The sequence below is a fragment of the Gordonia caeni genome (genome assembly GCF_039537105.1).
GTDB lineage: Bacteria > Actinomycetota > Actinomycetes > Mycobacteriales > Mycobacteriaceae > Gordonia > Gordonia caeni.
The window spans coordinates 399,395-425,393 of the sequence record NZ_BAAAZW010000002.1; the positions used below are offsets into that span (position 1 = coordinate 399,395).

Annotated in this window: 33 protein-coding genes; 24 read left to right on the plus strand and 9 right to left on the minus strand. The window is 68.7% G+C overall.

Translation table 11 applies throughout. The features are described 5' to 3' along the window. The first annotated feature begins 46 nt into the window (after positions 1-46). The 6 genes from rpsE to map all read left to right on the plus strand — a co-directional run bounded on the left by rpsE (position 47) and on the right by map (position 4,275). Positions 47-709 carry a 30S ribosomal protein S5 gene (rpsE, locus tag ABD732_RS04580; protein ID WP_344781037.1) on the plus strand — a complete coding sequence of 221 codons (663 nt, stop codon included), beginning with the start codon at positions 47-49 and terminating at the stop codon, positions 707-709. A 3-nt stretch (positions 710-712) separates the two neighbouring features. After that, the gene (gene rpmD, locus ABD732_RS04585; RefSeq protein WP_246991849.1) at positions 713-898 is read left to right on the plus strand and encodes a 50S ribosomal protein L30; all 186 of its coding nucleotides are present in this window, start codon (positions 713-715) and stop codon (positions 896-898) included. Then, positions 895-1,338 (plus strand): 50S ribosomal protein L15, encoded by a 444-nt coding sequence (rplO, locus tag ABD732_RS04590; RefSeq protein ID WP_344781041.1) that lies wholly within the window; start codon positions 895-897, stop codon positions 1,336-1,338. The genes rpmD and rplO overlap by 4 nt, the downstream gene beginning before the upstream one ends. Positions 1,339-1,579: 241 nt before the next feature. Further along, the gene (gene secY, locus ABD732_RS04595) at positions 1,580-2,911 is read left to right on the plus strand and encodes a preprotein translocase subunit SecY (RefSeq protein ID WP_344781043.1); all 1,332 of its coding nucleotides are present in this window, start codon (positions 1,580-1,582) and stop codon (positions 2,909-2,911) included. Beyond that, positions 2,908-3,456 (plus strand): adenylate kinase, encoded by a 549-nt coding sequence (locus ABD732_RS04600; RefSeq protein ID WP_344781045.1) that lies wholly within the window; start codon positions 2,908-2,910, stop codon positions 3,454-3,456. The genes secY and ABD732_RS04600 overlap by 4 nt, the downstream gene beginning before the upstream one ends. A gap of 21 nt (positions 3,457-3,477) precedes the next feature. Further along, positions 3,478-4,275, plus strand: a complete 798-nt coding sequence (gene map / locus ABD732_RS04605; protein ID WP_344781047.1) for a type I methionyl aminopeptidase — start codon at positions 3,478-3,480, stop codon at positions 4,273-4,275. 27 nt (positions 4,276-4,302) lie between these two features. Here the strand turns inward: map and dtd are convergent, their stop codons facing one another. From dtd to ABD732_RS04630, 5 genes are all read right to left on the minus strand, one after another. Next, positions 4,303-4,752 carry a D-aminoacyl-tRNA deacylase gene (gene dtd, locus ABD732_RS04610; RefSeq protein WP_344781049.1) on the minus strand — a complete coding sequence of 150 codons (450 nt, stop codon included), beginning with the start codon at positions 4,750-4,752 and terminating at the stop codon, positions 4,303-4,305. Next, positions 4,752-7,076 carry an FdhF/YdeP family oxidoreductase gene (locus ABD732_RS04615; protein ID WP_344781051.1) on the minus strand — a complete coding sequence of 775 codons (2,325 nt, stop codon included), beginning with the start codon at positions 7,074-7,076 and terminating at the stop codon, positions 4,752-4,754. The genes dtd and ABD732_RS04615 overlap by 1 nt, the downstream gene beginning before the upstream one ends. Beyond that, positions 7,042-7,971 (minus strand): formate dehydrogenase accessory sulfurtransferase FdhD, encoded by a 930-nt coding sequence (gene fdhD / locus ABD732_RS04620; RefSeq protein WP_344781053.1) that lies wholly within the window; start codon positions 7,969-7,971, stop codon positions 7,042-7,044. Before fdhD ends, ABD732_RS04615 begins: the two co-directional genes overlap by 35 nt. A gap of 98 nt (positions 7,972-8,069) precedes the next feature. Then, positions 8,070-8,969 (minus strand): DUF4396 domain-containing protein, encoded by a 900-nt coding sequence (locus tag ABD732_RS04625; protein ID WP_344781055.1) that lies wholly within the window; start codon positions 8,967-8,969, stop codon positions 8,070-8,072. A 65-nt stretch (positions 8,970-9,034) separates the two neighbouring features. Continuing rightward, positions 9,035-9,442 carry a phage holin family protein gene (locus tag ABD732_RS04630; protein ID WP_344781057.1) on the minus strand — a complete coding sequence of 136 codons (408 nt, stop codon included), beginning with the start codon at positions 9,440-9,442 and terminating at the stop codon, positions 9,035-9,037. A 251-nt stretch (positions 9,443-9,693) separates the two neighbouring features. Between ABD732_RS04630 and infA the strand changes: the two genes are divergently transcribed. The 8 genes from infA to truA all read left to right on the plus strand — a co-directional run bounded on the left by infA (position 9,694) and on the right by truA (position 14,389). Then, positions 9,694-9,915: a translation initiation factor IF-1 gene (gene infA / locus ABD732_RS04635; RefSeq protein ID WP_065023936.1), complete on the plus strand. Its 222-nt coding sequence runs from the start codon at positions 9,694-9,696 to the stop codon at positions 9,913-9,915. A 50-nt stretch (positions 9,916-9,965) separates the two neighbouring features. Then, positions 9,966-10,079 carry a 50S ribosomal protein L36 gene (gene rpmJ / locus ABD732_RS04640; protein ID WP_009679193.1) on the plus strand — a complete coding sequence of 38 codons (114 nt, stop codon included), beginning with the start codon at positions 9,966-9,968 and terminating at the stop codon, positions 10,077-10,079. Between the two features lie 180 nt (positions 10,080-10,259). Further along, positions 10,260-10,628, plus strand: coding sequence for a 30S ribosomal protein S13 (gene rpsM, locus ABD732_RS04645; protein WP_344781063.1), 369 nt, complete (start codon positions 10,260-10,262; stop codon positions 10,626-10,628). Continuing rightward, complete coding sequence (gene rpsK, locus ABD732_RS04650; RefSeq protein WP_246991829.1) at positions 10,628-11,035, plus strand: 30S ribosomal protein S11; 408 nt, start codon at positions 10,628-10,630, stop codon at positions 11,033-11,035. The genes rpsM and rpsK overlap by 1 nt, the downstream gene beginning before the upstream one ends. 23 nt (positions 11,036-11,058) lie before the next feature. Next, positions 11,059-11,664 (plus strand): 30S ribosomal protein S4, encoded by a 606-nt coding sequence (gene rpsD, locus ABD732_RS04655; RefSeq protein WP_344781067.1) that lies wholly within the window; start codon positions 11,059-11,061, stop codon positions 11,662-11,664. Between the two features lie 78 nt (positions 11,665-11,742). Further along, positions 11,743-12,795 (plus strand): DNA-directed RNA polymerase subunit alpha, encoded by a 1,053-nt coding sequence (locus ABD732_RS04660; protein ID WP_344781069.1) that lies wholly within the window; start codon positions 11,743-11,745, stop codon positions 12,793-12,795. A 58-nt stretch (positions 12,796-12,853) separates the two neighbouring features. Next, positions 12,854-13,444: a 50S ribosomal protein L17 gene (rplQ, locus tag ABD732_RS04665; RefSeq protein ID WP_344781071.1), complete on the plus strand. Its 591-nt coding sequence runs from the start codon at positions 12,854-12,856 to the stop codon at positions 13,442-13,444. A gap of 27 nt (positions 13,445-13,471) precedes the next feature. Continuing rightward, complete coding sequence (truA, locus tag ABD732_RS04670; RefSeq protein ID WP_344781073.1) at positions 13,472-14,389, plus strand: tRNA pseudouridine(38-40) synthase TruA; 918 nt, start codon at positions 13,472-13,474, stop codon at positions 14,387-14,389. Between the two features lie 7 nt (positions 14,390-14,396). Here the strand turns inward: truA and ABD732_RS04675 are convergent, their stop codons facing one another. Then, positions 14,397-15,263, minus strand: a complete 867-nt coding sequence (locus ABD732_RS04675) for a LysR family transcriptional regulator (protein ID WP_344781075.1) — start codon at positions 15,261-15,263, stop codon at positions 14,397-14,399. Between the two features lie 123 nt (positions 15,264-15,386). Between ABD732_RS04675 and ABD732_RS04680 the strand changes: the two genes are divergently transcribed. Next, positions 15,387-16,679, plus strand: a complete 1,293-nt coding sequence (locus ABD732_RS04680; RefSeq protein WP_344781077.1) for an NAD(P)/FAD-dependent oxidoreductase — start codon at positions 15,387-15,389, stop codon at positions 16,677-16,679. A 50-nt stretch (positions 16,680-16,729) separates the two neighbouring features. Here the strand turns inward: ABD732_RS04680 and ABD732_RS04685 are convergent, their stop codons facing one another. The 3 genes from ABD732_RS04685 to ABD732_RS04695 all read right to left on the minus strand — a co-directional run bounded on the left by ABD732_RS04685 (position 16,730) and on the right by ABD732_RS04695 (position 19,694). Beyond that, complete coding sequence (locus tag ABD732_RS04685; RefSeq protein ID WP_344781079.1) at positions 16,730-17,173, minus strand: hypothetical protein; 444 nt, start codon at positions 17,171-17,173, stop codon at positions 16,730-16,732. A gap of 37 nt (positions 17,174-17,210) precedes the next feature. Further along, positions 17,211-18,260 (minus strand): alpha/beta fold hydrolase, encoded by a 1,050-nt coding sequence (locus ABD732_RS04690; protein WP_344781081.1) that lies wholly within the window; start codon positions 18,258-18,260, stop codon positions 17,211-17,213. 117 nt (positions 18,261-18,377) lie between these two features. Continuing rightward, a complete protein-coding gene (locus tag ABD732_RS04695) occupies positions 18,378-19,694 on the minus strand; it encodes a MinD/ParA family ATP-binding protein (RefSeq protein WP_344781083.1) in 1,317 nt (438 codons plus the stop codon). 206 nt (positions 19,695-19,900) lie between these two features. Between ABD732_RS04695 and ABD732_RS04700 the strand changes: the two genes are divergently transcribed. The 9 genes from ABD732_RS04700 to ABD732_RS04740 all read left to right on the plus strand — a co-directional run bounded on the left by ABD732_RS04700 (position 19,901) and on the right by ABD732_RS04740 (position 25,943). Continuing rightward, entirely contained in the window at positions 19,901-20,260 is a 360-nt protein-coding gene (locus tag ABD732_RS04700) for a hypothetical protein (RefSeq protein WP_344781085.1), read from the plus strand. After that, a complete protein-coding gene (locus ABD732_RS04705; RefSeq protein ID WP_344781087.1) occupies positions 20,257-20,649 on the plus strand; it encodes a YbaB/EbfC family nucleoid-associated protein in 393 nt (130 codons plus the stop codon). Before ABD732_RS04700 ends, ABD732_RS04705 begins: the two co-directional genes overlap by 4 nt. Further along, a complete protein-coding gene (locus ABD732_RS04710) occupies positions 20,646-20,951 on the plus strand; it encodes a hypothetical protein (protein ID WP_344781089.1) in 306 nt (101 codons plus the stop codon). The genes ABD732_RS04705 and ABD732_RS04710 overlap by 4 nt, the downstream gene beginning before the upstream one ends. Beyond that, on the plus strand, positions 20,948-22,297 hold the full coding sequence (locus ABD732_RS04715; protein WP_344781091.1) for a hypothetical protein: 1,350 nt from the start codon (positions 20,948-20,950) through the stop codon (positions 22,295-22,297). The genes ABD732_RS04710 and ABD732_RS04715 overlap by 4 nt, the downstream gene beginning before the upstream one ends. Positions 22,298-22,380: 83 nt before the next feature. Then, the gene (locus ABD732_RS04720; RefSeq protein WP_344781093.1) at positions 22,381-22,701 is read left to right on the plus strand and encodes a WXG100 family type VII secretion target; all 321 of its coding nucleotides are present in this window, start codon (positions 22,381-22,383) and stop codon (positions 22,699-22,701) included. A gap of 46 nt (positions 22,702-22,747) precedes the next feature. Further along, positions 22,748-23,044, plus strand: a complete 297-nt coding sequence (locus tag ABD732_RS04725; protein ID WP_344781095.1) for a WXG100 family type VII secretion target — start codon at positions 22,748-22,750, stop codon at positions 23,042-23,044. Positions 23,045-23,221: 177 nt separating this feature from the next. Continuing rightward, on the plus strand, positions 23,222-24,145 hold the full coding sequence (locus ABD732_RS04730) for a cation diffusion facilitator family transporter (RefSeq protein ID WP_344781097.1): 924 nt from the start codon (positions 23,222-23,224) through the stop codon (positions 24,143-24,145). A gap of 59 nt (positions 24,146-24,204) precedes the next feature. Continuing rightward, complete coding sequence (locus tag ABD732_RS04735) at positions 24,205-25,758, plus strand: sodium-dependent transporter (RefSeq protein ID WP_344781099.1); 1,554 nt, start codon at positions 24,205-24,207, stop codon at positions 25,756-25,758. Beyond that, a complete protein-coding gene (locus ABD732_RS04740; RefSeq protein WP_344781101.1) occupies positions 25,755-25,943 on the plus strand; it encodes a MetS family NSS transporter small subunit in 189 nt (62 codons plus the stop codon). The genes ABD732_RS04735 and ABD732_RS04740 overlap by 4 nt, the downstream gene beginning before the upstream one ends. Positions 25,944-25,999: the final 56 nt, after the last annotated feature.

Genomic DNA, 25,999 nt, shown 5'->3' on the forward strand with positions numbered 1-25,999 from the left:
TGACGAAGATGATCGAGACCATGACCAAGACCGGAGGGAACCTCTGATGCCCGGACGTCAGCGTGACGGCGGTAACGGACCCGCCGGCGCAAACAACAACAGCAACGACAATCGCGGCGGCGGCCGCGGCCGCGGTGATCGCCGCGACAACCGCGGAGGCCGCAACGAGCGCGAGGAGCGCAATCACCTCGAGCGCGTGGTGACCATCAACCGCGTGTCCAAGGTGGTCAAGGGCGGACGCCGCTTCTCCTTCACCGCGCTCGTGGTGGTCGGCGACGGCCAGGGCATGGTCGGTGTCGGCTACGGCAAGGCCAAGGAAGTTCCGGCGGCCATCCAGAAGGGCGTCGAGGAGGCTCGCAAGAGCTTCTTCCGCGTTCCGATGATCGGCGGCACCGTGACCCACCCGGTTCAGGGTGAGGATGCGGCCGGCGTGGTCATGCTGCGCCCGGCCAGCCCGGGTACCGGTGTGATCGCCGGCGGCGCCGTGCGCGCCGTCCTCGAGTGCGCGGGCGTCACCGACGTCCTCGCCAAGAGCCTCGGCTCGGACAACGCGATCAACGTCGTGCACGCCACCGTCGCAGCCCTCAAGTCGCTGCAGCAGCCTGAAGAGGTCGCTGCCCGACGGGGTCTGTCTGTGGAAGAAGTCGCACCGGCAGGCATGCTGCGCGCTCGCGCCGCCGCGGCCGCTGCTGCGACCGAAGGGAAGTAAACCATGGCACAGCTGAAGATCACCCAGATCAAGGGCACCATCGGTACCAAGAAGAACCAGCGTGACAGCCTGCGCACCCTTGGTCTCAAGGGCATCCGCAAGACGGTCACCCGCGAGGACACGCCGATCAACCGCGGCCTTGTCAAAGCCGTGCGGCACCTCGTGACTGTTGAAGAGGTCAACGAATGAGCGCTATCAAGCTGCACCACCTTCGCCCGGCTCCCGGGTCGAAGACCGACAAGACCCGCGTGGGTCGCGGTGAAGGCTCCAAGGGTAAGACCGCCGGTCGCGGCACCAAGGGCACCAAGGCCCGCAAGAACGTGCCCGCCGCGTTCGAGGGCGGCCAGATGCCGATCCACATGCGGCTCCCGAAGCTGAAGGGCTTCAAGAACCGCAACCGGGTCGAGTACCAGGTCGTCAACGTCGGCGACATCGCCCGCCTGTTCCCGGAAGGCGGCACCATCGGTGTGGCCGACCTGGTCGCTGCGGGTGCCGTTCGCAAGAAGCGGCTGGTCAAGGTTCTTGGTGACGGCGAACTGAACGTCAAGGTGGATATCACCGCCGACAAGTTCACCGGTGCCGCCAAGGAGAAGATCACTGCGGCCGGCGGAACCTGCACCGAGCAGTAGGTCTGCCGACTAGATGGACACCGAAGACGCCACCGGTCAGGTGTGCCCGACGCGATTCCTGTCAACGGATGAGCCGACGGCGCACCTGACCGGTGGCGCATGGTGACTGTTACAGTTTTTGTTCTGTGGGGTCTTGGGCCCCATACGGTGTCCGCGTCAGCGGTGCGCCACGCACTTTTCGATGAGTAGACAGCCGAGCACCGCTCGCGGTCGACAGACTGCGCGGTCGTAGGAGGAGTTAGTGCTTTCCAGCCTCGTGGCGACCTTCCGGACGCCTGATTTGAGGAAGAAGATCTTCTTTGTCCTCGGCATCCTCGTGCTGTACCGCCTGGGTGCGACGCTTCCGTCGCCCGGCGTGGACTTCGGCGAGATCAACCGTTGTGTCGACGCCGCCAGCCGCGGTGACTCAGGGCAGATCTACTCACTGATCAACATGTTCTCCGGCGGTGCGCTGCTGCAGCTGTCGGTGTTCGCGATCGGCATCATGCCGTACATCACGGCGTCGATCATCGTGCAGCTGCTGACCGTGGTGATTCCGCGCTTCGAGCAGCTGCGCAAGGAAGGCCAGTCCGGCCAGAACAAGATGACGCAGTACACCCGCTACCTGACGGTGGCGCTGGCACTGCTGCAGTCCACCGGCATCGTCGCGCTGGCCGCCAACGGCAACCTGCTGCCGTCGTCCGGTGCCGACTGTGACCCCGAGGCGATCCTGCACGACAAGTCGATCCTCGGCCTGACCCTGATGGTCCTGGTGATGACCGCCGGCGCCACGCTGGTGATGTGGTTCGGTGAGCTGATCACCGAGCGCGGCGTGGGCAACGGCATGTCGCTGCTGATCTTCGCCGGCATCGCCGCTCGCCTCCCGGCCGAAGGCCGCACCATCCTGCAGTCCCGCGGCGGCCTGATGTTCGGCCTGGTCTGTGTGGCGGTGCTGATCATCCTGCTCGCGGTGGTCTTCATCGAGCAGGGCCAGCGCCGAGTGCCGGTCCAGTACGCCAAGCGCATGGTGGGCCGCAAGATGTACGGCGGTTCGTCCACCTACATCCCGATCAAGGTGAACACCGCAGGCGTCATCCCGGTGATCTTCGCGTCGTCGCTGCTGTACATCCCGCAGCTGATCATCAGCGTCACCCAGGGCAGCTCCGAGGTCTCCGGCTGGCAGCTGTGGATTCAGGACAACCTGGTGGATCCGGGCAGCTGGGTGCACATCGCCGTGTACTTCCTGTTGATCATCTTCTTCACCTACTTCTACGTCGCCGTGACCTTCAACCCGGAGGAGCGCGCCGACGACATGAAGCGCTACGGCGGGTTCATCCCCGGCATCCGTCCGGGCAAGCCCACCGCCGACTACCTGAGCTTCGTCCTGAGCCGCATCACGCTGCCCGGTTCGCTGTACCTGGGCATCATCGCCATCCTCCCGAACCTGTTCTTGGAGATCGGCAACAGCAGCAGTGTGGCCAATCTCCCGTTCGGCGGTACGGCACTTCTGATCATGGTGGCCGTCGGCCTCGATACTCTGAAGCAGATCAACAGCCAGCTGATGCAACGTAAATACGAAGGGTTCCTCAAGTGAGACTTGTCATCCTCGGTCCGCCCGGAGCAGGCAAAGGCACGCAGGCCGAACTGCTCTCGGAGGCGCTCGGTATCCCGCACATCTCGACGGGGGACCTGTTCCGCGCCAACATCTCGCAGGGCACGCCGATCGGCCTCGAGGCCAAGAAGTACCTCGACGCCGGTGACCTGGTTCCCTCCGCGGTGACCGTCGACATGGTGCGCGAGCGTCTCACTGAGCCGGACGCCGCCAAGGGCTTCATCCTGGACGGCTTCCCCCGCTCGGTGGAGCAGGCCGAGGCGCTGACCGGCATCCTCGAGGCACTGGGCGTCGAGCTCGACGGTGTGCTGTCGTTCGTGGTGGACGAGGACGCCGTTGTCGAGCGCATGCTTGCCCGCGGGCGCGCCGACGACACCGAGGACGTCATCCGCAACCGGATGAAGGTCTACGCCGCCGAGACCGCGCCGCTGCTGACTCACTACGCCGGCACCATCACCGAGATCGACGGCATGGGTGAGGTGGCCGACGTGCACCAGCTGGTGCTGGGCAAGCTCGGCAAGGCCTGATCCGTCCGTGAGCGTCTGACCGTGGTTCGTTTGCGAAAGCGCCGGGTGGTTCCGTTCCGCTCGGCCGGAGAACTGGACGCGATGGCCGCCGCCGGTGCGATCGTGGGCGCCGCCCTGGTCGCCTGCCGGGAGGCCGCCGTCCCCGGGGTCAGCACCCTCGACCTGGACGAGATCGCCGAAACGGTGATCCGCGAAGCCGGTGCCGTTCCGTCGTTCAAGGGCTATCACGGTTTCCCGGGATCCATCTGCAGCTCGGTGAACGATGTGGTGGTGCACGGCATCCCGTCGTCGGCCACGGTGCTGGCGCCCGGCGACCTGGTCTCCATCGACTGCGGCGCCATCCTCGACGGCTGGCACGGCGACTCCGCGTGGAGCTTCGGCGTCGGTGCGCTCTCGCGCGACGACTCCGAACTCAGCGACGCCACCCGCTTGTCCCTGGAGGCCGGCATCGCCGCGATGATCCCGGGCAACAAGGTCAACGACGTGTCGCGGGCCATCGAGGCCGGCACGCGGGCCGCGGAGAAGCGGTTCGGCCGGTCCTTCGGGATCGTCGAGGGCTACGGCGGCCACGGCATCGGCCGCGAGATGCACATGGATCCGTTCCTGGCGAACGAAGACAATCCCGGCCGCGGCAAAGAGGAACTGGTGGTCGGCTCCACGCTGGCCATCGAACCCATGCTGACCCTCGGCGGATCGGACACCAGCATCCTCGACGACGACTGGACCGTGGTGACCGACGACGGCACCCGCGCCGCCCACTGGGAACACACCGTCGCGGTGACCGAAGACGGCCCGCGCATCCTCACCTTGCGTCCCTGACCCCTGACCCCTGACCCCGGGGGGGCGTCAGACGTCGACGATCAGCGTGACCGGACCGTCGTTGGTCAGCGCCACCTGCATGTGCGCCCCGAACCGGCCGGTGGCCACCGTGGCGCCGAGCCCGCGCAACTCGGCGACGACGGCCTCCACCATCGGTTCGGCCACCGGGCCGGGCGCGGCCGCATTCCACGACGGCCGACGGCCCTTGTCGGTGTTCGCGTACAGGGTGAACTGACTGATCACCAGGATCGGGGCGGCCAGGTCGGCGGCCGACCGCTCCGGTCCGTCGGGGGCGTGGAAGATCCGCAGCCGCCACAGTTTGTCGGCGAGCTTGGCCGCGGCCGCCGCATCGTCGTCGTGGGTGACCCCGACCAGCGCCACCAGCCCGAGGTGTCCCGCAGGCAGGTCGAGGGTCCCGACCACCTCGCCGTCGACGCTGACCGAGGCGGCCGAGACCCGCTGGACGACCGCCCGCACTAGTGGGTGACCGGCAGGCCGGTCTGCACGGGGTCGGTGCCGGCTTCCAGGCGCACGACCACCTGCTTGGATGTGGGCGTGTTGCAGCCGACCGCCACCGATTCGCGCGGCACCAGGGCGTTGCCCTCGGGGAAGTAGACCGCGCAGCAGCCCTTCTTGGTGTCGTAGGAGACGACGCGGTAGCCGCGCAGCACCCGGTCGGGCTGGCCGGGCCACTCGGAGAAGATGTCGACCGTCTGCCCGTCGGACAGGCCGAGTTCGGCCAGGTCCTCGGGGTTCACGAAGATCACGAAGCGGCCGTTCGCGATGCCGCGATACCGGTCGCCGAGCGCATACATCGTGGAGTTGTGCTGGTCGTGCGCCCGCATGGTCTGCAGCACCAGCCGCCCCTCGGGGACGTGGAAGTGATCGACCTCGTGCACCGCGAAGTGGGCCTTGCCGTCGGCGGTGGGGAAGGTGCGCGAATCACGCGGCCCGTGCGGGAGCAGGAATCCCTTCTCCTTGCGGAGCCGCTCGTTGAAGTCGTCGAAGCCGGGGATCACCGCTTCGATCTTGTCGCGGATCTTGTCGTAGTCGGCTTCCATTCCCGCCCAGTCGATCTCGCCGACATCGGGGACCAGCCGCTGCGCGAGGCGGCTCAGCACCGACACGTCGGAGAGCAGATCGTCGCTCACCGGCGGCAGTTCGCCGTGGGTGGCGTTGACGAAGCAGACGGTGTCCTCGACCGTGGTGTGCTGACGTCCGGTGGCCTGCTCGTCGTATTCGGTGCGGCCCAGCACCGGAAGCAGCAGCGAGGCCTTGCCGGTGAGGACGTGCGAGCGGTTGAGCTTGGTGGTCACCGAGACGGTCAGGTCGACGTTGCCGATGCCTTCGGCGGACCGGTTGGAGTCCGACATCGCCGCCATCAGATTCCCCGCCATCGAGAACAAGACCTTGATCTTGCCGTCGTCGATGGCGTTCATCGCGTTCACCGAGTCGTAGCCGTGGGCGCGCGGGAAGGTGTGGGCGAAGGCCACGTCGAGCTTGTCGAAGTAGGCGTCGCCCATCTGCTCCCAGATGCCCATGGTGCGGTCGCCCTGGACGTTGGAGTGTCCGCGGACGGGGGAGGCGCCGGCGCCCGGCTTGCCGATGTTGCCCTTGAGGAGCAGCAGGTTCATGATCTCGGCGATGGTGGCCACCGCGTTGCGGTGCTGGGTGATGCCCAGGCACCAGGTGACGATGGTGGCGTCGGAGTTCAGGTAGCGCTCGGCGAGTTCCTCGATCTCCTCGGCGGCCAATCCGGTCGCGGCGAGCACCTCGTCGTCGTCGATCGCCATGATGTGGTCGCGGTACTCGTCGAAGTCCGCGCAGTAGGTGTTGATGAAGTCCCAGTCCAGGACGTTGCCCGGATCGGTCTCCTCGGCCAGCAGCACCCGCTTGGCGATCGCCTGGATCAGGTGCATGTCGCCGCCGATGTGGATCTGCACGAATTGATCGGCCATCGCGATGCCGTCGCCGATCACCCCGGCCGGCTTCTGCGGGTTCTTGTAGCGCAGGAGCGAGGCCTCCGGCAGCGGGTTGACCGCCACCATCGTGCCGCCGTTGACCTTGGTGTCCTGCAGGGCGTTGAGCATCCGCGGGTGGTTGGTGCCCGGGTTCTGGCCCATGACGATCACCAGGTCGGCCTTGCCGAAGTCGTCGTAGTGGACCGTCGACTTGCCGATGCCGATGGCCGGCACCATCCCGGAGCCGGTCGCCTCGTGACACATGTTGGAGCAGTCCGGCAGATTGTTGGTGCCGTAGGCGCGGGCGAGCAGTCCGAACAGGAACGCCGGCTCGTTGGTGATGCGCCCGGACGTGTAGAAGATGGCTTCGTTGGGGTCGTCGAGACTCTTGAGCTTGTCGGCCACCAGGTCCAGCGCGTCGTCCCACGAGATGGGACGGTAGTGGTCGTCGTCGGGGGCCTTGTACATCGGTTCGGCGATGCGGCCCTGCAAGCCGAGCCACCACTCCGACCGGCCGGCCAGTTCGGTCACCGAGTGCGCCTCGAAGAAGTCGCGCGGCACCACCAGCGGGGTGGATTCCCACACCACCGACTTCATGCCGTTCTCGCAGAACTCCAGCGGCTTGGACCGATCCGGGTTGGCCCACGCGCAGCTCGGGCAGTCGAAACCGGACTTGTGATTGATGGAGAACGAGACCTTCGCGGTGCGCGCCGGATCGAGCTCGCCGAGCGCGGGGAGCATCGCGTGCTCGATGGCGGGCAGGCCCACCGCCCACGTGGCGCGCGGCGTCACCTTCAGGTCGGCGTCAGTGAAGTCTTCCACCGGCGGTTTGAACGTCATGATTGTTCCTCTCCCCTGAGACCGTGCCGGTTGTCGGCGACCGGTCCTCGTCTTCTATGACCCGGTCCTCGCGGCTGTAGAGGACCAGGGAGTCTCCCCGGACGAACCCGGCGAGGGTGATGCCACGCGCCTCGGCCAGATCCACCGCCAGCGACGACGGCGCCGACACGGCCGACAGCACCGGGATGCCCGCCATCGCCGCCTTCTGCACCAGCTCGAAACTCGTCCGCCCGGACACCTGCAGCACGGTGCCGCGCAGCGGCAGGAGGTCGGCGTTGAGCGCCCAGCCGATCACCTTGTCGACGGCGTTGTGGCGGCCCACGTCCTCGCGGACCGCCAGCAGCTCACCGGTGGCGGCGTCGAACAGCGCCGCCGCATGCAGGCCGCCGGTCTTGTCGAACACGGACTGTTGGCCGCGCAGCCGCTCGGGCAGGTCGAGCAGGAAGTCCGCGGTAACGGTGACCGGGTCGCCGGCGGGATCGAAGGCCGAGGCGGTCTCGACGCCGTCGATACTGGTCTTCCCGCACACGCCACACGCGCTGGTGGTGGTGAAGTTGCGGGCGCTCGAGGCCGCCGGGGGCGGCACGTCCGGGCCGAGTGTCACGTCCAGGACGTTGTAGGTGTTCTCGGCGAGTCCGTCGGGGCCGCTGGTGACCGCGCCGGCGCAGTAGCGTGCCGTCTGCAGGTCGTCGCGCCGGGTCAGGACGGCTTCGGAGACCAGGAATCCGGCAGCGAGCTCGACGTCGTGCCCCGGCGTGCGCATGGTGACCGCGAGCGGGGATCCGTCGACGCGGATCTCCAGCGGCTCCTCAACGGCGAGCAGATCCGCGCGGCTGTCGGGGCTGAGGCCGCGCCGGACCCGAGTCACCCGCCGTCGGGCAGTGATTCGTCCCATCGCCCATCAATATACGGCTAACGGCCACCGCGGGGACCGTTCGCCGAGGTTCCCGCCGAGGCGGCTCACCGCGGCCCGACCGGCGACCGGGGAGGGGCTCACATCCGCTCTTTCACCCCGCTGCTGATCAGCCACCAGTTGACCGGATACGCGGTGCAGAAACCGGCCAGCATCGCGAGCTGCATGGTCAGCCAGAAGACCGGGGTGCCCACCGAGACCTGTCCGCCGAACCAGGCGGGAAAGACCACCAGTTGCGCGATCGCCATCACCCCGTACATGCCGATCTGCCAGGCCGACAGCGAGAGCACGTCGGCTTTGGCCGCGGCGCCGATGTTGCCCGGCCTGCTCCGCTGCGGATTCATCGGGGCGATCGCGAAGTACTGGAAGGTGATCCCGGTGGCCAGAGCCACGAAGTAGGCGATCACCCAGCCCGCGTACAGGGCGCCGTGGCTGATCGAATCGGGGAACAGCCAGTGCAGGCCGCCCACCACGGCGAACGACGGCAGCGCGAACAGGGTCCACTCCACGATCAGGTCGGCCAGCGAGCAGCCCGCACCGCAGTGGCTGGTACCGCAGAACACCGAGACCGGCATGCTGTGCGGTTTGCCGGACAGGCCGAGCGCCGGCTTGCCCATGCCGGGCATGTCCTTCATGTCCATGCCGGGCATGGTCTTCGTGCCGTCCATCGACGTCATGCGGTCCATCGGCTTCGACGTCGTCGCGGGCACCGCCTCCGCCCCGGCGTGGGTACGGTCCACGGCGGACGTGCCGGCGTGCTTGTCCGGCAGGTCGGCCCGGCCCCACCACAGATAGCCGGCCAGCCACAGAAGTGAGCCGAACAATGCGCAGATCGGCCACACCACGTTCATCACCTTCATCGGCTGCGGCCGGCGAGCGATGTCGGCGGCGATGAGCAGCGAACAGAGGATCCCGAGCGCCAGGCTGATCCACGCGACGATGATCAGCCATTCGGGCAGGGCAGAGTCGGAAACGGTCATCGTGAACTCCCCCGAATCGAGTGCAGCGGCCCCGTGCCGCGGAGCCGGCGCCCCCGCGGTGCCGGTCAGGAATACAGGTTGTCGACCTTCTCCGGCAGCAGCAGCGCCGTCAGCCAGCTGACGATCGAGATCACCAGGGCGCCGAAGATCGCCGCCCAGAAGAAGCTATCGACCTCCAGGCCCCAATGGGTCAGATTGTTGGTGATCCACGCCGTCAGTTCCAGCATGAACGCGTTGATGATGATGTGGATCAGGCCCAGCGTCAGCAGATACAGCGGAATCGACAGCACCTGAACGATCGGCTTGATGAACGCGTTCACCAGCCCGAACACCACCGCGATCAGCAGCACGACGCCGAACTTGGCCCACCATGAGGAGAGCGAACCGAAGTCGAACTCGAGGCCGGGTACCAGCTCCACCGCCACCCACAGGGCGAAGGCGGTCAGCAGGGTGCGGATCAGAAAGGAGCGCATGTCCCCAGTCTGTCAAACACGCGCGGGTTCGGGGGATAAGACGTGCCGTGATCGTTCCCGGTAGGGGCGGTTTGGCCGTGGCGGTGCGCCCGCGTACTATAGAACCTCGGTGCGTCACGCGGATTCCGCATGCCTGCGCGCCGCTCCCAACGGGAACGGTCCAGGCGGAGAACGCTGATGTGCCGACCGTAGCGGAAAACCAAGGATTCAACCGGGAGACGCACTATGCGCCGCCCAGAATCGCGGAGGATATGGCCAAGAAAGATGGAGCCATTGAGGTCGAGGGTCGCGTCGTCGAACCCCTGCCCAATGCGATGTTCCGCATTGAGCTGGAGAACGGCCACCGGGTGCTCGCCCACATCAGCGGCAAGATGCGGCAGCACTACATCCGCATCCTGCCGGAGGATCGCGTCGTCGTAGAGCTGTCGCCCTACGACCTCACTCGCGGCCGCATCGTCTACCGCTACAAGTAGACCGTCCGGGGCGAGCACGTTCCCGGGACTTTCAATAAGGAGAAGCTGACGTGAAGGTCAAGCCGAGCGTCAAGCCGATCTGCGAGAAGTGCAAGGTGATCCGCCGTAACGGACGGGTCATGGTGATCTGCGACAACCTGCGTCACAAGCAGCGTCAGGGCTGATCAACGTCCTTCTTCAGGTCCGCTTGAAGAACATGACAACTCAATATCGTCACCACCAAGGAACTCCCAGCACCAGCCTGCGCAGACGCGCGCTCGCCTACCCCCGGACCAGAGGCCGGGGCCCGACGCAGAGTCGGGACGGACTGGGAGCAGACCTCTGAAAATCGAAGGAAACGCCACATGGCACGTGTTGCTGGTGTCGATCTCCCCCGCGAGAAGCGGCTGGAGATCGCACTGACTTACATCTATGGAGTGGGTCGCACCACCTCCAAGGAGATCCTCGGCGCTACCGGGCTCAACCCGGACATGCGCGCCAAGGACCTCACCGACACCGACGTCTCGAAGCTCCGTGAGTACATCGAATCCTCGGTGAAGGTCGAGGGTGACCTGCGCCGCGAGGTCCAGGCCGACATCCGTCGCAAGATCGAGATCGGCTGCTACCAGGGTCTGCGCCACCGTCGTGGCCTGCCCGTTCACGGTCAGCGCACCAAGACCAATGCCCGTACTCGTAAGGGCCCGAAGAAGACCATCGCCGGGAAGAAGAAGTAATGCCCCCCAAGTCACGCAGTGCCGGCCCCAAGAAGGGCACTCGCCGTCGCGAGAAGAAGAACGTTCCGCACGGCCAGGCGCACATCAAGTCGACGTTCAACAACACCATCGTCTCGATCACCGATCCCGAGGGCAACGTGCTGAGCTGGGCTTCGTCCGGCCACGTGGGCTTCAAGGGCTCGCGTAAGAGCACCCCGTTCGCCGCGCAGCTCGCTGCCGAGAACGCCGCCCGCAAGGCCATGGAGAACGGCGTCAAGAAGGTCGACGTCTTCGTCAAGGGCCCGGGCTCGGGTCGTGAGACCGCCATCCGTTCACTGCAGGCAGCCGGCCTCGAGGTCGGCACCATCTCCGACGTGACCCCGCAGCCGCACAACGGCTGCCGTCCGCCCAAGCGGCGCCGGGTCTAGCGGGAGAGGGAGAAAGAGGAAACATGGCTCGTTATACCGGCCCCGCAACCAAGAAGTCCCGTCGTCTCCGCGTCGACCTGATCGGTGGAGACCAGGCTTACGAACGTCGTCCGTACCCGCCCGGCCAGCACGGCCGCGCGCGGATCAAGGAGACCGAGTACCTGCTGCAGCTGCAGGAGAAGCAGAAGGCCCGCTTCACCTACGGCGTCATGGAGAAGCAGTTCCGTCGTTACTACGAGGAGGCCAACCGCCGCTCGGGTAAGACCGGTGACGAGCTGCTGAAGATCCTGGAGACCCGTCTGGACAACGTCGTCTACCGTGCCGGCCTGGCCCGCACGCGTCGTCAGTCCCGCCAGCTGGTCAGCCACGGCCACTTCACCGTCAACGGTGTCTCCGTGGACGTGCCCAGCTACCGCGTCAGCCAGTACGACATCATCGACGTCAAGCGGAAGTCGCTGCAGACCCTGCCGTTCCAGATCGCCAAGGAGACCCTCGGCGAGCGTCCCGTTCCGGCATGGCTCCAGGTGGTCCCGTCGACCCTCCGCATCCTCGTGCACAGTGTGCCCGAGCGCGCGCAGATCGACGTGCCGCTCACCGAGCAGCTCATCGTCGAGTACTACAGCAAGTAATCACCGCGACAGCAGCCGCTGTCCGGTAACCCCCTCAGGCCGTCATATAGCGGGCGGTAGAAGGAGAATCACTCACCAATGCTCATTTCACAGCGACCCACTCTGTCCGAAGAGGTCATCGCCGAGAACCGGTCGAAGTTCGTCATCGAACCCCTCGAGCCGGGCTTCGGTTACACCTTGGGCAACTCGCTGCGGCGCACGCTGCTGTCGTCCATCCCGGGCGCGGCGGTCACCAGCATCCGCATCGACGGTGTCCTGCACGAGTTCACCACCGTCCCCGGGGTCAAGGAGGATGTCACCGACATCATCCTGAACCTCAAGGGCCTCGTGGTCAGCTCCGAAGAGGACGAGCCGGTCACCATGTACGTCCGCAAGCAGGGCCCCGGTGCCGTCACCGGCGCCGACATCGTGCCCCCGGCCGGTGTCACGGTGCACAACCCGGACCTGCACATCGCGACCCTCAACGACAAGGGGAAGCTCGAGATCGAGCTGGTCGTCGAGCGGGGCCGCGGCTACGTGCCGGCCGTGCAGAACAAGGCCACCGGTGCCGAGATCGGCCGTATCCCGGTCGACTCGATCTACTCGCCGGTCCTGAAGGTGACCTACAAGGTCGAGGCCACCCGTGTCGAGCAGCGCACCGACTTCGATCGTCTGGTGCTCGACGTGGAGACCAAGAACTCCATCTCCGCGCGCGACGCTCTGGCGTCCGCCGGTAAGACCCTGGTCGAGCTGTTCGGCCTGGCCCGGGAGCTCAACGTCGAGGCCGAGGGCATCGAGATCGGACCGTCGCCCGCCGAGGCCGATCACATCGCCGCGTTCAGCCTGCCGATCGAGGATCTGGAGCTGACCGTCCGCTCGTACAACTGCCTCAAGCGCGAGGGTGTGCACACCGTCGGCGAGCTGGTGGCACGCACCGAGTCGGACCTGCTCGACATCCGCAACTTCGGTCAGAAGTCGATCGACGAGGTCAAGGTGAAGCTGCACGGCCTGAGCCTGTCCCTGAAGGACAGCCCGGCCAGCTTCGACCCGTCGCAGGTCGCCGGTTACGACCCGGCCACCGGCACGTGGAGCGATGAGGTGTCGTACAGCGACGACGCTGGTGAGGATTTCGCCGAAACCGAGCAGCTGTAGCCCGCAGACCATTTGAGACTGCCGGTCTTCCGATCGGCGCCCCTCCTAGGAGAAATCAATGCCCAAGCCCACTAAGGGTACCCGCCTCGGCGGGTCGGCCAGCCACCAGAAGGCGATCCTCGCCAACCTGGCCACGGCGCTCTTCGAGCACGGCCGCATCACCACCACCGAAGCCAAGGCCAAGCGGCTGCGTCCGTACGCCGAGAAGATCATCACCCACGCGAAGGCCGGCGAGCTCGCCAACCGTCGCGAGGTGATGAAGGACATCCGCGACAAGGACATCGTTCACGTCCTGTTCGAGGAGATCGGTCCGTTCTTCTCCGACCGCGACGGCGGCTACACGCGCATCATCAAGACCGCGCCGCGCAAGGGCGACAACGCCCCGATGGCCGTGATCGAGCTGGTTCGTGAGCGCACGGCGGCCAACGAAGCGAGCCGCGCCACCCGCGCCGCCGCGTCGAAGAAGAAGGCGGAAGCCGCCGCGGAGACCGAGAACCCGGTCGAGGCCGTGATCGACGACGCCACCGAGGCCGAGGTCGAGAACGCCGACGCCGTCGCGGAGGCCACCGACGAGAACCAGGCCTCGGCGACCGCCGAGGACGCTCTCGCCGAGGGCGCCGACGTCGACGGCTCCAACGAAGAGAAGTAGTCGGAGCTCGCCATCAGCGAGAATCCGATGACGCAGCCCGCCGATCCCCATGAGGGGGCCGGCGGGTTCGTCGTATCCGCCCCGCAGGTGCGCCTGCGCCTGGTGATCGGCTACGACGGCACCGACTTCTCCGGGTGGGCCCGCCAGCCCGGACGCCGCACCGTGTGCGAGACGGTGGAGGACACCCTCGCCACGGTGCTGCGCGTACCGGTGCGGCTGACCGTGGCCGGCCGGACCGACGCCGGCGTGCACGCCACCGGGCAGGTGGCGCACTGCGACATCCCGGCCGCCGCCCTGGACGCCCGGTCGATCGGGGGAGACCCGGCACGACTGGTGCGCCGGCTCGCGAAGCTGCTTCCCGACGACGTGCGCGTGAAGGCGGTCGAGGCCGTGCCCCGCGAGTTCGACGCCCGATTCTCGGCGCTGGCCCGGCGGTACGAGTACCGGCTCTCCGATGCGCCGTGGGGGCCCGAGCCGCTGGCGGCCCGCAGTACCGCGCACTGGCAGCGCCCCCTGGACGCCGAGGCGATGAACGAGGCCTCCGCGCGTCTGCTGGGGCTGCATGACTTCGCCGCCTTCTGTCGTGCCCGGGAAGGGTCGACCACCATCCGCGAACTCCAGGAGTTCGCGTGGCACCGCGGCGACGACGGCGTGCTGGTCGGCCGGGTCCGGGCCGATGCCTTCTGCTGGTCGATGGTGCGGTCACTGGTCGGGGCGGTGGCCTCGGTGGGCGACGGCCGCCGCGACCTCGCCTGGTGTGCGGGCCTGCTGGACGAGCGGGTCCGCAGTGCGCAGGTGCCCGTGGCGCAGGCGCGCGGCCTGATTCTGGCCCAGGTGTACTACCCGGCGCGGCACGAGTGGGCGGCGCGCAACGCTCGCACCAGAGACGTCCGGAAGGCTTCAGATCTGGACGCCGGGGAGCTGGGCGGCTGCTGCGGCGGCTGAGTCCGGCTCAGTCGCGCCGATAGCCGTTGGACAACTCCGTCAGCAGTTCGGCCACCAGCGGGTTGGGGGTGGCGTCGGTGCGCAGCACCGCAGACACGGGCAGCGTGAACTCCAGCCCCCGCCGGCACACCAGCCCGGGGACCAGCGGATCCTCGTACAGCAGCGTCCAGCTGTCCGGGTGATTGATCAGTTCGAAGGCCACCGGGTGCCCCGGTCGCAGCCCAGGACCGTAGCGGGGTGTGCGGCCGGCGCGCGTGAAGACCCGGTCCACCAGCTGATGCAGCAGCACCTGCTGTTCGGCGGGCGGCAGCACCAGCGGATAGTCGGCCAGATCGTGCGGACCGGGACTGCGGCCGAGACCGGCCAGCGGATGCCGGGACGAGAAGGCCACCACCGGTTGATCCAGCCAGAGTGGATCCAGGTAGAGGCCCTCCCGGTCCACGGCGCCCCGCACCAGCGCCAGATCGGCCTCACCGGAGGCGACGGCGTCGATGCGCTGCACGAAGGACTTGATCAGGAAGTCGATCTCGGCCTCGGGGTGGCGGTCGCGCACCGCGGAGACCGCGCCCAGCGCGGTCCGCGCGAAGGACATGTTGGCGGCGATCCGCACCCGGTCGGGACGCGGGGCCACCGCCGCGACGGCGTCGTCGCGCAGCGCCAGCAACTCCTCCGCGCGCGGCAGCAGGGTCTGGCCGGCCTCGGTGAGAGTGACGGTGCGGCTGGAACGTTCGAACAGCTCGACCCCCAGTTCGCGTTCCAGGGCCGCGATCTGGTGGCTGACGGCGGATTGAGAGACGAAGCAGGCGCGCGCAGCGCGCGAGAATCCGCCCTGCGTCGCGACCGCGACCAGGTAGGTGAGCTGACGGAACTCCATGCCGCCATTATATGAGCAGAACAGATCGGTCTGATCCGATAATGCATGGTCGACGGGCTTGGCGGGACGTGTCTCCATCTACCACAGTGGTGGTCAGTGATTCGAGAGCAGAGGAGATCGCCCATGCGGACCACCGAGGTCGTCGTCATCGGTTCGGGCTTCGGCGGACTGGCCGCGGCCAAGCAGCTGGCCAAGTCGGCGGTGCCGACGACGCTGATCTCGGCCACCGCCGAGCACCTGTTCCAGCCGTTGCTGTACCAGGTGGCCACCGGGGTGCTCCCGGCCGCCGAGATCGCCCCGCCGATCGCTGGAATCCTCGACGGCAAGGACTGCATCGACGTGATCGAGGGTCGGGTGACGGCACTGGACGCCGACGCCCAGGTGCTCACCTACCGCACCGAGACCGGGGATCGGCAGATCGGCTACCGCCGACTGATCGTGGCGGCCGGTGCGGCGCAGGGCTACTTCGGGCACGACGAGTGGGCCGACCGCACCTTCTCGCTGAAGACCCTCGACGACGCCGTCGGTCTGCGCGCCCATCTGCTCGACTGCTTCGCCGCCCCGATGGCCGACACCGCGGCGCACACCTTCGTGGTGGTCGGCGGCGGCGCGACGGGCGTGGAGATCGCCGGCCAGATCCGGGAACTGCGTACCCGGCACTTCACCGACGTCCCGGCCGAGGTCTACCTCGTCGAGGGCGCCGGCGACCTGCTGCCGGTCTACGGTGGACGACTCTCGGACTTCACCCGCAAGACGCTGGAGGCCGAGGGCATCCGGGTGCTCACCGACACCTTCGTCACCGACATCGACGACGACGCCGTCACCGTGCGCGGCGCCGACGGCGCCGAGCAGACCATCGCCACCCGCACCGTGGTCTGGTCGGCGGGTGTGCAGGCGACACCGCTGGCGGCCGTGGTCGCCGAGGCCGCCAAATGCGAGACCGACCGAGCCGGACGCCTGCTGATCAACCCGGACCTGACCGTCGGCGCCCGCGCGGACATCTACGCGATCGGCGACATGACCAGCCTGAACGGCTATCCCGGCCAGAGCCCGGTCGCGATGCAGCAGGGCCGCCACGCCGCCGACATGATCCGCGGCAAGACGGTCACCGGCACCGCCTTCCGCTACCTCGACAAGGGCAGCATGGCCGTCGTCAACCGGCACAACGCCGTCGTCGACGCTCCGCTGGGGATCAAGCTCACCGGCCTGCTCGGCTGGTTCACGTGGCTCGCCGTGCACCTGTTCTACCTCGTGGGATTCCGCAACCGGTTCGCCGCCGTGTGGTCGTGGCTGCGTGCCTTCGGCGGGCGGGCGCGGCCGGGGTTCGACGAAGTGACGGTACCCGCGCGAGATTCCGGCGGTGCGGCAGACCGCGAACGTACGGCCGAGCGGGAGGAACCCGCAAGGGTGGCCTGACGGCCCGCCTCACGCGCGCGGTGGATTCCGCCCGTCAGCGTCGCTGTCGGTCAGGCGACGGCGGCCAGCGTCTGCGCGTAGCCGACGCGGGAGGCGATGTCGGGCATGGTGCCCTGCGAGATCGCCGGAATGTTGCTGTAGTGCGTGACCCCGTTGACGCCGCGGACGGTCACCTGGATGTAGCCGGTGGTCCTCCGGTCCTTCATCAGCAGGAACAGCAGACTGAACACACAGACCAGGAAGAAGCCGACCAGCGCCAGCACCAGGCCCGTCTGGGACATGGTCTCGGAGTACTGGGAGCGGTCGGTCACCGACCACTGCGAACCCTTGACCGGGAACGAGCCGCTCGGCGTGATCACCTGCGACTGTGTGACCGTGATGTCGCCGATCTGCACCAAGGGCGGTTCCATCGGCGGGGGGAACGATGCGCCGTATGCGCCGCCCGGCGGTGGGAAGCCGTTGACGGGATCGTGGGGGCCGAGCGGATTGGTCACCGCGGCATCGTCGCACACCGCCCCCGGTGTCGATCGATCAGCTGACGCTGCGTTCGTCCTCCATGGCCTCGAGGATCTCCTCCAGGATGTCCTCGTCGCCGACCATCGCGTCCAGGCGCTGACCCGCAGACATCAACGAGCGCCAGTTGTACGGATCGAACTCGACGGGCTCGGTGGCCGCGATGAAGTCGAGCACCAGTTGTGTGAAGCGTTGCGGCTGGTCGTGGAACGGGAAGTGGCCGGAGCCGGCGAAGAACTCGACCTGTGCGTGCGGGATCGCGGCGTGGATCAGCTCCGCGTGATGCACGGGGATCACGGTGTCCTTGTCTCCCCACACCACCAGCATCGGCAGACGTTCAGTGAGGTGTGCGCGGTCGAGCATGGTGATGGTCTGGCCACGCCAGTCCACCACGGCGCGCAGGGTGCGGATGAAGGCCGCCTGGGTGTGCGGGTCGGCGAGGTCGCTGAGGATGCGCAGCAGGTCCTGATGATCGATCATCAGGCCGCGCGGTGTCAGCCGCGCCGGCAGTCCGGGCACCGAGTCGGCGCGCACCAGCGACCGCGAGGCCCCGCGCAGCAGCGGCAGCATCCCGGGCAGGCCCAGAGCGCGCAGGGCGGTCGGCACACCGGGCACCGACGCCAGACGCAGCGCCGGATTGACGTCGGTGGTGACGCCGCCGGCGGCCACCAGCACCAGTCGCTGCACGAAGCGCGGGAACTGGTAGCAGAACTGCATCGCCACCCCGCCGCCCAGGGAATGGCCGACCACGGTCACCTTGCTGATCCCCAGCACCACCAGCAGGTCGCGCATCCCGTTCGCGAAGGCCGCCACGGAGTAGTCCGCGCGGGGCTTCTCCGACAGTCCGTGCCCGAGCAGGTCGGGGGCGATCACCGTGTGGTCGCGGGCCAGCTCGCCGATGATCTCCTCGAAGGTCGACGAGTTGTCGCCGATGCCGTGGATCAGCAGGATCGCCGGGCCCTCACCGGCGATCCGGAAGGCGCGGCGGTAGCCGTGGATCGTGCGGTACTCGATCCGCACCGGAGGAAGGTTCTTCCGGGCGGCGTCGTCGGCGTGCATCTCGGTCATGGGTGACCTCCGGCTCGGGCTGCGGCCCGGCGCGGACGCCGGGCGTTCACCCTCATTCAACCCCAGCGTCGCCGAGTCGTCAGAACTCAAGGCCCCGACCGAGGTGTGTCCTGGGTCTCAATCTGCCAGGAACGGAGGGTGTCTGCGCAGGCCGGTGCCCCCGAAGTCGTCGGCGATGATCGCCGCCAGTTCGACGAATCCGCGCCTCGTCCGGCGGTTGAGCAGCTCCAGATCGATATCCGCGCCCTCGGCCAAATGGTCGTCGAAGACGATCGGCTGGACCGCGCGGCACCGAGTCAGGAAGTGCTGGGCCAGCTGGTCGGTGTCGATGGACGACGATCCCGGGCGTGCAGAACTGAGCACCACCACCGACCGCGCGATCAGATGGCCGAAGCCGTGGCCGGCCAGCCAGTCCAGGGTGGCTCCGGCGCTGCGTGCCCCGTCGAGTGCGGGTGAGCTGACCAGGATCAGGGCATCCGCCAGATCCAGGACGCCGCGCATCGCGCTGTGCGACAGACCGGTTCCGCAGTCGGTCAGAATGATGTTGTAGTAGCGCTGAAGGATCGCCATCACGCCGCGGTACTCGTCCTCGCTGAAGGCCTCGGCGGCCGCCGGATCACGTTCGGAGGCCAGCACCTCCAGGCGGCTGGGCGCCTGCGAGGTGTGCGCCCGCACGTCCGAGTAGCGGTGGATAGCCGGATCGGCGAGCAGGTCCCGCACGGTGGACTCGGTCTGCCGCGGGATCCGCTGGCCCAGCGTCCCCAGGTCCGGATTGGCGTCCACGGCGATCACCCGGTCCCCGCGCAACGAGGCGAAGGTGGACCCCAGGCCCACCGCGGTGGTGGTCTTGCCGACCCCGCCTTTGAGCGACAGCACAGCGATCCGGTAGTCGCCGCGGACCGGTCTTCCGACTCTCTCGAGCAGCTCCTGATACTCCAGTTCGGCCGTGGACTCGCCGGGATTGATGGTCCCCGCGGACAGACTGTGCACCGCCCGCCGCCAGCCGCGCGCCGGTGCGCGCCGCGCCTTCCGCAGCAGCGCCACCTGATCGAGTGCCGGTCCCGGCGCCGGCCGTTGATCCGGCACTGCGCCGGCGGACCGGGGCGGATACGGCGCCGCTGCGGCCGGCGGTGACGCGGCCGTGGCGTGCGGGTGCACCGTCTCGGGGTGCGGAGGGCCGGGTTGCCGGCGATGGGGCTGCTCATGGGGCTGCTGGTGATGGGTTTGCGGTGGACTGGGCTGCGGTGAACTGGGCTGCGGCGAACTGGGCTGCGGTGGACTGGGCTGGGGCGGAGCGGGCTGCGGGGGACCGGCTTGCGGGGGAGTGGGGCCCGGTGCCGCCTGCGGTGAGACGGGCACCCCCACGTGCGAGAGGTCGAGCTGCGCGTCGTCCTCGCTGAGCCACGGTGGCAGTGCCACGGGTGTATCGGTCATGGTCTTCCCCCTTGGTCTCCCGGTTCTGGCCGGGAGCCGAACGCTACGGGGCCGCCGGTGCGCCGCGCCCGGAAAGGCCGCGATGGAACCGCGGCCGCCGGCGGTGCGTCCAAGTACGACGGGGCGGCGCCGGCGGCCGCCCATACGGCACGCCGTGCTCCGGGTGTCGAGGGAACCGCAGGCGCCGCCGCAGCGTCTAAACCGGCATGAAGACCAGCAACCTCACCAGCAGCACCCCGGACGGCAGCGGGCAACCACCGCCCGACACCAGCCATGCATCGTCACCCTGCGGCGGCCTTGCGGTCACCACCACCGCGGAGGGGCTGCCGATCGGTCTGCGCATCGCCCGATCCCAGCTGGCCGTCAGCCTGGACGTGGTCGCCGCCCGCATCGTCGCGCTGTGCGCTCTGGCCCGGGGGAGCAGCGCCCACCAGCGCCGCCTCCGGTTGCAGGAGACCGGCACCCCGGCCGAGGTGCTCGACGCCCTCGGCCTGCCCGACCGCAGGGCGCTCCTGCAGCTGGAAGAAGACGCCGACCGCTGGTGTGCTGCGACGGTGCGGCGATGACCGGCGCGATGGACCAGATCACCGCTGCGGCCGCCGCGCACCTGGCCGCCCTCGAACGCGTGCACCAGGACCTCACCGGGATGTCGGTGAGCGCGAGCACCGACGGCGGTCGCGTGACGGTCCGGCTGGACGCGACCGGTGCGCTGGCCGCACTGGACTTGCTGCCCGGCGCCGGACGCGGCGACGCCGCCCGCCTGTCCCAGCTGATCGTCGAGGCCGCCGCCGACGCCGCCCGGGAGCTGTGCGCCCGCCGCGCCGACCTCACCCGCGAGTTCCTCGCCGAGTTCGACGACACACCGGAAGCGCAGGGAACCGCGGACGCCCCGGCGGCGTCTAATCCGTATCCCGTCCGTCCTGGGCGGCACACAGACAGTCAGGGGGAACGATGAGGGACGTGACCGTCGCGGCCGAAGCCGTGGAGTCCTTCGCGGCGACCGCGGCCGCGCTGAGTGCGGCGACCGCCGCCGCCGGGACCGCCGACACCGCCGCCCAGACCGCGGTGATGACCGGCGCCTTCGGCCTGATCGGCCAGGAGTTCCTGGCCGCCTTCGGCATCGCGCAAGCCAACCATCTCGCCGCCGTCAGCGCACTCGCCGCCGTGCAGGCCGCGACCGCGGGCGCCGCCACCGCGGGCCTCGGGGCGTTCCGGGGCGCCGACGCGGACGGCGCCGGCGGGATCGCCGGCGCATGAGCGAGCAGGATGCGGCCGGCGAGCCCACCCTGGGCGAACTGCTGGCACCCACTGGACTGCCCGACCTGCTCGAGACCACACCGAGCCGGCTGCTGAACGACCTGGGGCTGGCGCACCTCGTGCCCGGGGCGGGTGCGGCGCCGACCGGCACGGGCGATCTCGCTGCGCTGTTCGCACCACCCGGGTTGCCGGACCTGCCGACACTTCCGGCCCTCGACCCGCTCGCGCTGCTGACTCCACTCCGCGAGCTGCTGAGCACTTTCGGAACCGGCACGCTGCCCGGCGGCTCCGGTGATCCGACTGTGATGCTGACCGGCATCGCCCAGACGCTGCAGTCCGGTATCGGGGCGGCGACCGGCGCGATCGAGGCGCTCAGCGGGCTGTGGGCCGGTGACGGGGCGACCGGAGCGGTCGCCAAGACTGCGCTGGCCACCGCCGACGCGGGTGGACTCGCCGCACAGTCGGCGGCGATGAGCACCGACATCTCGGGCGGCCTCGCCATCGTCGGTGCCGGACTGGCCGCGCTGCAGGGAGTGATCGTGAAGACCGCCGGCCTCATCGCGGCAGCGATGCCGGCGATCGCCACCCCGCCCGGACAGGTCGCCGTCCTCGGCTTCGCCGCCGAGGGCCTCACCGAGGCGATGGGCGTCGTCGCCGCCACCCGGGCTCAGCTGGCCGCACCGACCGCCAAGATGGCCGTCGACGGGGCGCCGGTCCCGGTGACCCCGCCGCCGGTCACCCCGGACACCGTCGCCGGACTCGTCCGGGCGGCGCTGCCGCTGGCGTCCTCCGGACTGCAACTGGCGGGTACCCTCCTCGGCTCGGCCGCGCCGGTGGGGCCGCCCGCCGTACCGGCCCCGGCCGGGGTCACACCGGCGTCGCCATTGCCGGCGTCCGCCATCGGTCCGGCCGCCGCCGGACCCGCGAACCCCGGCCCCACGACGATCGGGTCGACCGCGAGTTCGCCGGATACAGCTGCTGGGCCGACGGTCCGTCCGGCTGCGCTGGGCACGGCCGGTCCGGTGGCCGCCGAGCCCGTCTTGTCCGGCCGGCCGGTCAGTGCCGAGCCGGTCGGCGGGGCCACACCGTCTGCTCAGCAGCCGGCCCCGGGCTGGAACCGGCCCGCGGCCGCGACCGGTCTGGGAGCACCGATGGCGCCGATCGCCCCCGCCATGGCCGGGTCCGGCGCCGGGGCGACCCGCGTCAGCACCGTCGCGCGCGGCCCGGCCGTCGACGCCGGGATGCCGGTACCGGTGGCGGCAGTTCCGGTCCTCGGGGAGTCCGCGCCGCCGCCGATCACCGTCGACGTCGACTTCCGGCTCGGCGACCCGGAGGTGGGCGGATGAACCGGCCCCCGGATCGCCGGCCACCGGCAGGCAACCGACCGGATCCCGACGTGATCCGGCAGAGGTAGGGAAGAGGAGAAGCAGTGAACACGAACGGATTGAATCTGGACGTCGCCGGCGGCCAGGCGGCCGCCGCCGGCATCAAGGGGATCGTGGGCGACATGCGCGCGGTGATCGGCCGCATCAAAGCGTCCGCGGCCGGGGGCCTCAGTGACTGGAACGGAGTGGCAGCCAAGACCTTCGACGGCACCCACACCGACTGGAACGCCACCGCCATGCGATTGGAGCAGGCTCTCAACGCGATCGAGAACAAGCTCACCACCGGCTTCCACGGATACGACGACCAGGACACCGCGGCGAGCAAGCAGATCATCGGTGCGGCCGGCGGCGGCCTGAACCTCTGACCGCGCCCGGCCATCACCATCACCACATCGACACACGGGGGAGAACATGAACGGAGCGACCATCCGCTACAACTTCGAGGGCCTGGGCACTCTCGCCGGCGACCTGAAGAATCAGTTCGGCCGGCTCGAGGAGCTGTCCGGCCAGCTCAAGCGGCAGGCGAATGCGCTGTCGGCCAACTGGGACTCGGGCGGCGCCGCCGCCTACCGCACCGCGCAGGCCGAATGGGACAAGCTGTTCGCCGACGCCCGGCTGCGCCTGGACGGCCTGGGCACCGGGGTGGCCAACGCGAGCAACCGGATGCGCGAGACCGATCAGCGCGTCAGCAAGTCCTTCGCCACCTGACGGCGAATCCGCCGCCGAACCCGGCGGCACGTCCTCGGCTCCCCGACGGGGGTCCGGTTCGCGAACTACCGGCGGATCGGGTGCGCACCGCGCCGCCCGATCCGCCGGGGGCAGCGGCGCCCGGCGCACTACGCTGGCACAGTCTGAACAGCGGCCGGGCGAGGCGAGGAGAGTGCGATGTCGACCGAGGGCTCCAAGAAGGCGATCGTGGCGGCACTGCTGGCCAACGCCGGCATCGCAGCCGCCAAGTTCGTCGGGTTCGCCGTCACCGGCTCGTCGTCGATGCTCGCCGAAGGTGTGCACTCGGTCGCCGACACCTCCAACCAGGGGCTGCTGCTGCTCGGTCAGCGGCGCTCCAAGAAGGAGGCCGATCAGCTGCACCCGTTCGGTTACGGGCGGATGCGCTACTTCTACTCCTTCGTCGTGGCGCTGGTGATCTTCTCTCTCGGCTCCCTGTTCGCGCTCTACGAGGGCGTGCAGAAGATCCGCCACGCGCACGACCACGGTCTCGAATCACCGATCGTGGCCGTGGTGATCCTGCTGGTGGCAATGGCTCTGGAGGGCTACAGCTTTCACACGGCGCGGCGCGAATCGCGGCCCCTCAAGGGCAATGCCTCGTGGTGGAACTTCATCCGCAACTCGCGGAATCCGGAACTGCCGGTGGTGCTGCTCGAAGACGCGGGCGCCCTGATCGGCTTGGTACTGGCCCTGGGCGGCGTCGGGCTCACCATGGCAACCGGCAACGCGATCTGGGACGGGGTGGGCACCCTGTCGATCGGCCTGCTGCTGGGCGCGATCGCGGTACTGCTCATGATCGAGATGAAGAGCCTGCTGATCGGCGAAGGTGCCACCGAGGCAGAGGATCGCGCTCTGCGCGAGGCACTTCCGGGTGACGGCGTCGACCGCGTCATCCACATGAAGACCCAGTACCTGGGTCCTGATGAACTTCTGCTCGCGGCCAAGATCGCCATCTCGCCCGGCGCCGGGGCTCTTCAGATCGCGGCCGCCATCGATGCCGCTGAGGCGCGTGTGCGTGCGGCCGTCCCGCAGACGCGCGTGATCTACCTGGAACCCGACATCGAACGCGGTCCCGCGGACTGAGCGACGCGCACGCCCGCGTGCGCTACCGTCAGGAACATTCGCGAGCAGAAAGGCGCCCGATGACGGAAACCGGTACCACCGGCGGCCAGCGGCAGACGTGGACTTCGAACCGGGGATTCATCCTCGCGGCCATCGGCTCGGCGGTCGGCCTCGGCAACATCTGGCGCTTTCCCGGCGTCGCCTACGACAGCGGCGGCGGCGCGTTCCTCATCCCCTATCTGATCGCTCTGGTGACGGCCGGCCTGCCGATCCTGTTCCTGGACTACGCGATCGGCCAGCGGTTCCGCGGCTCGGCGCCACTGGCCCTGCGCCGGCTCTGGCGCAAAGCCGAGGTGATCGGCTGGTTCCAGACCATGCTGCTGTTCATCATCTCGGTGTACTACGCGGCCGTGATCGCCTGGGCGCTGAGCTACTTCTACTTCTCCTTCGGCAACAAGTGGGGTTCGGACACCGCGAGCTTCTTCGTCGACGACTACCTGCAGGCCTCCGAGCCGGGTATCTCGTCCGAACTGGTGGCCGGCGTCGCGTGGCCGCTGGCGCTGGTCTGGGTGGCCATCATCATCGTGCTGGCGCTCGGCATCGCCGGCGGTGTGGAGAAGGTCAACGTCATCGGCATTCCGCTGCTGGTGCTGGGCTTCGGTGCCCTGGTGATCCGGGCGGTGACCCTGCCCGGCGCCGCCGACGGCCTCAACGCGCTGTTCACTCCGGACTGGGGTGAGCTGGGCAATCTCAACGTCTGGATCGCCGCCTACAGCCAGATCTTCTTCTCGATGTCCATCGCCTTCGGCATCATGATCGCCTACAGCTCGTTCCAGCGGCGCCGGTCCAACATGACCAGCTCCGGTCTGGTGGTGGGCTTCGCGAACTCGTCCTTCGAGATCCTCGCCGGTATCGGCGTCTTCTCGGCGCTGGGCTTCCTCGCACACCAGGAGGGTGTCGGCGTCGCCGACCTGGAGGGCCTCACCGGGCCGATCCTCTCGTTCGTGACCTTCCCGGCGGTGATCTCCGAGATGCCGGGCAGCGCGTTGTTCGGCGCCCTGTTCTTCGGCTCCCTCGTCATCGCCGGCTTCACGTCGCTGGTGTCGCTGGTCGTCGGCGTCTCGGTCGCGATCCAGGAGAAGTTCGGACTGTCCCAGCGTGTCGCCGCGGTGGTGGTCGGCGTGGTCTGCGCCGTGGTCTCCTTCGGGCTGTTCGCCACCACCACCGGCCTGTTCGCCCTCGACACCGTCGACATGTTCGCCAACAACATCGGCGTGGTCAGCTCCGCGATCGCGATGTGCGTCGCCGTGGTCTGGTTCGCCCGCAAGGGCGACTTGCTGCGGCTGCACCTCAACTCCGTGTCGACGTTCGAACTCGGCAAGTGGTGGCTGCCGCTGATCGGTGTGTTCGCCCCGGTGTTCCTGCTCGTCATGATGATTCAGAAGATCGTCGACGTGATCAACAACGGCTACGAGGGCTATCCGGACTGGTACATCAACCTCTTCGGCTGGGGGACCGTGGCACTCGCCGTCATCGGTGCGATCGTCGGCACGGCGATCAGCTGGCGAGGCCGGGACGATCCGGCCTTCCGGCCGTGGCCCTCCGTTGACTTCCTGGAAGGACAGAAGCGATGACCGGACCTGCGATCGCCCTCCTCGTGGTGGCGGTAATCCTGGTGTGGGGCGGCCTGATCGCCAGCGTGCTGTTCATCCGCGCGCGGCCGGAGGTCGATCCGGCGTCGCTGCCGCCGCTGCCGCCGGAAGCCGACGAAGCGGACGAGACGCGCGCCGCGCAGCCGCATCCGACTCGCGACACCTGAACCCGCCGTTCCGGCGCGCCCGGAATAGCGTCGACTCCGCCGTCGGCTCGGCTACT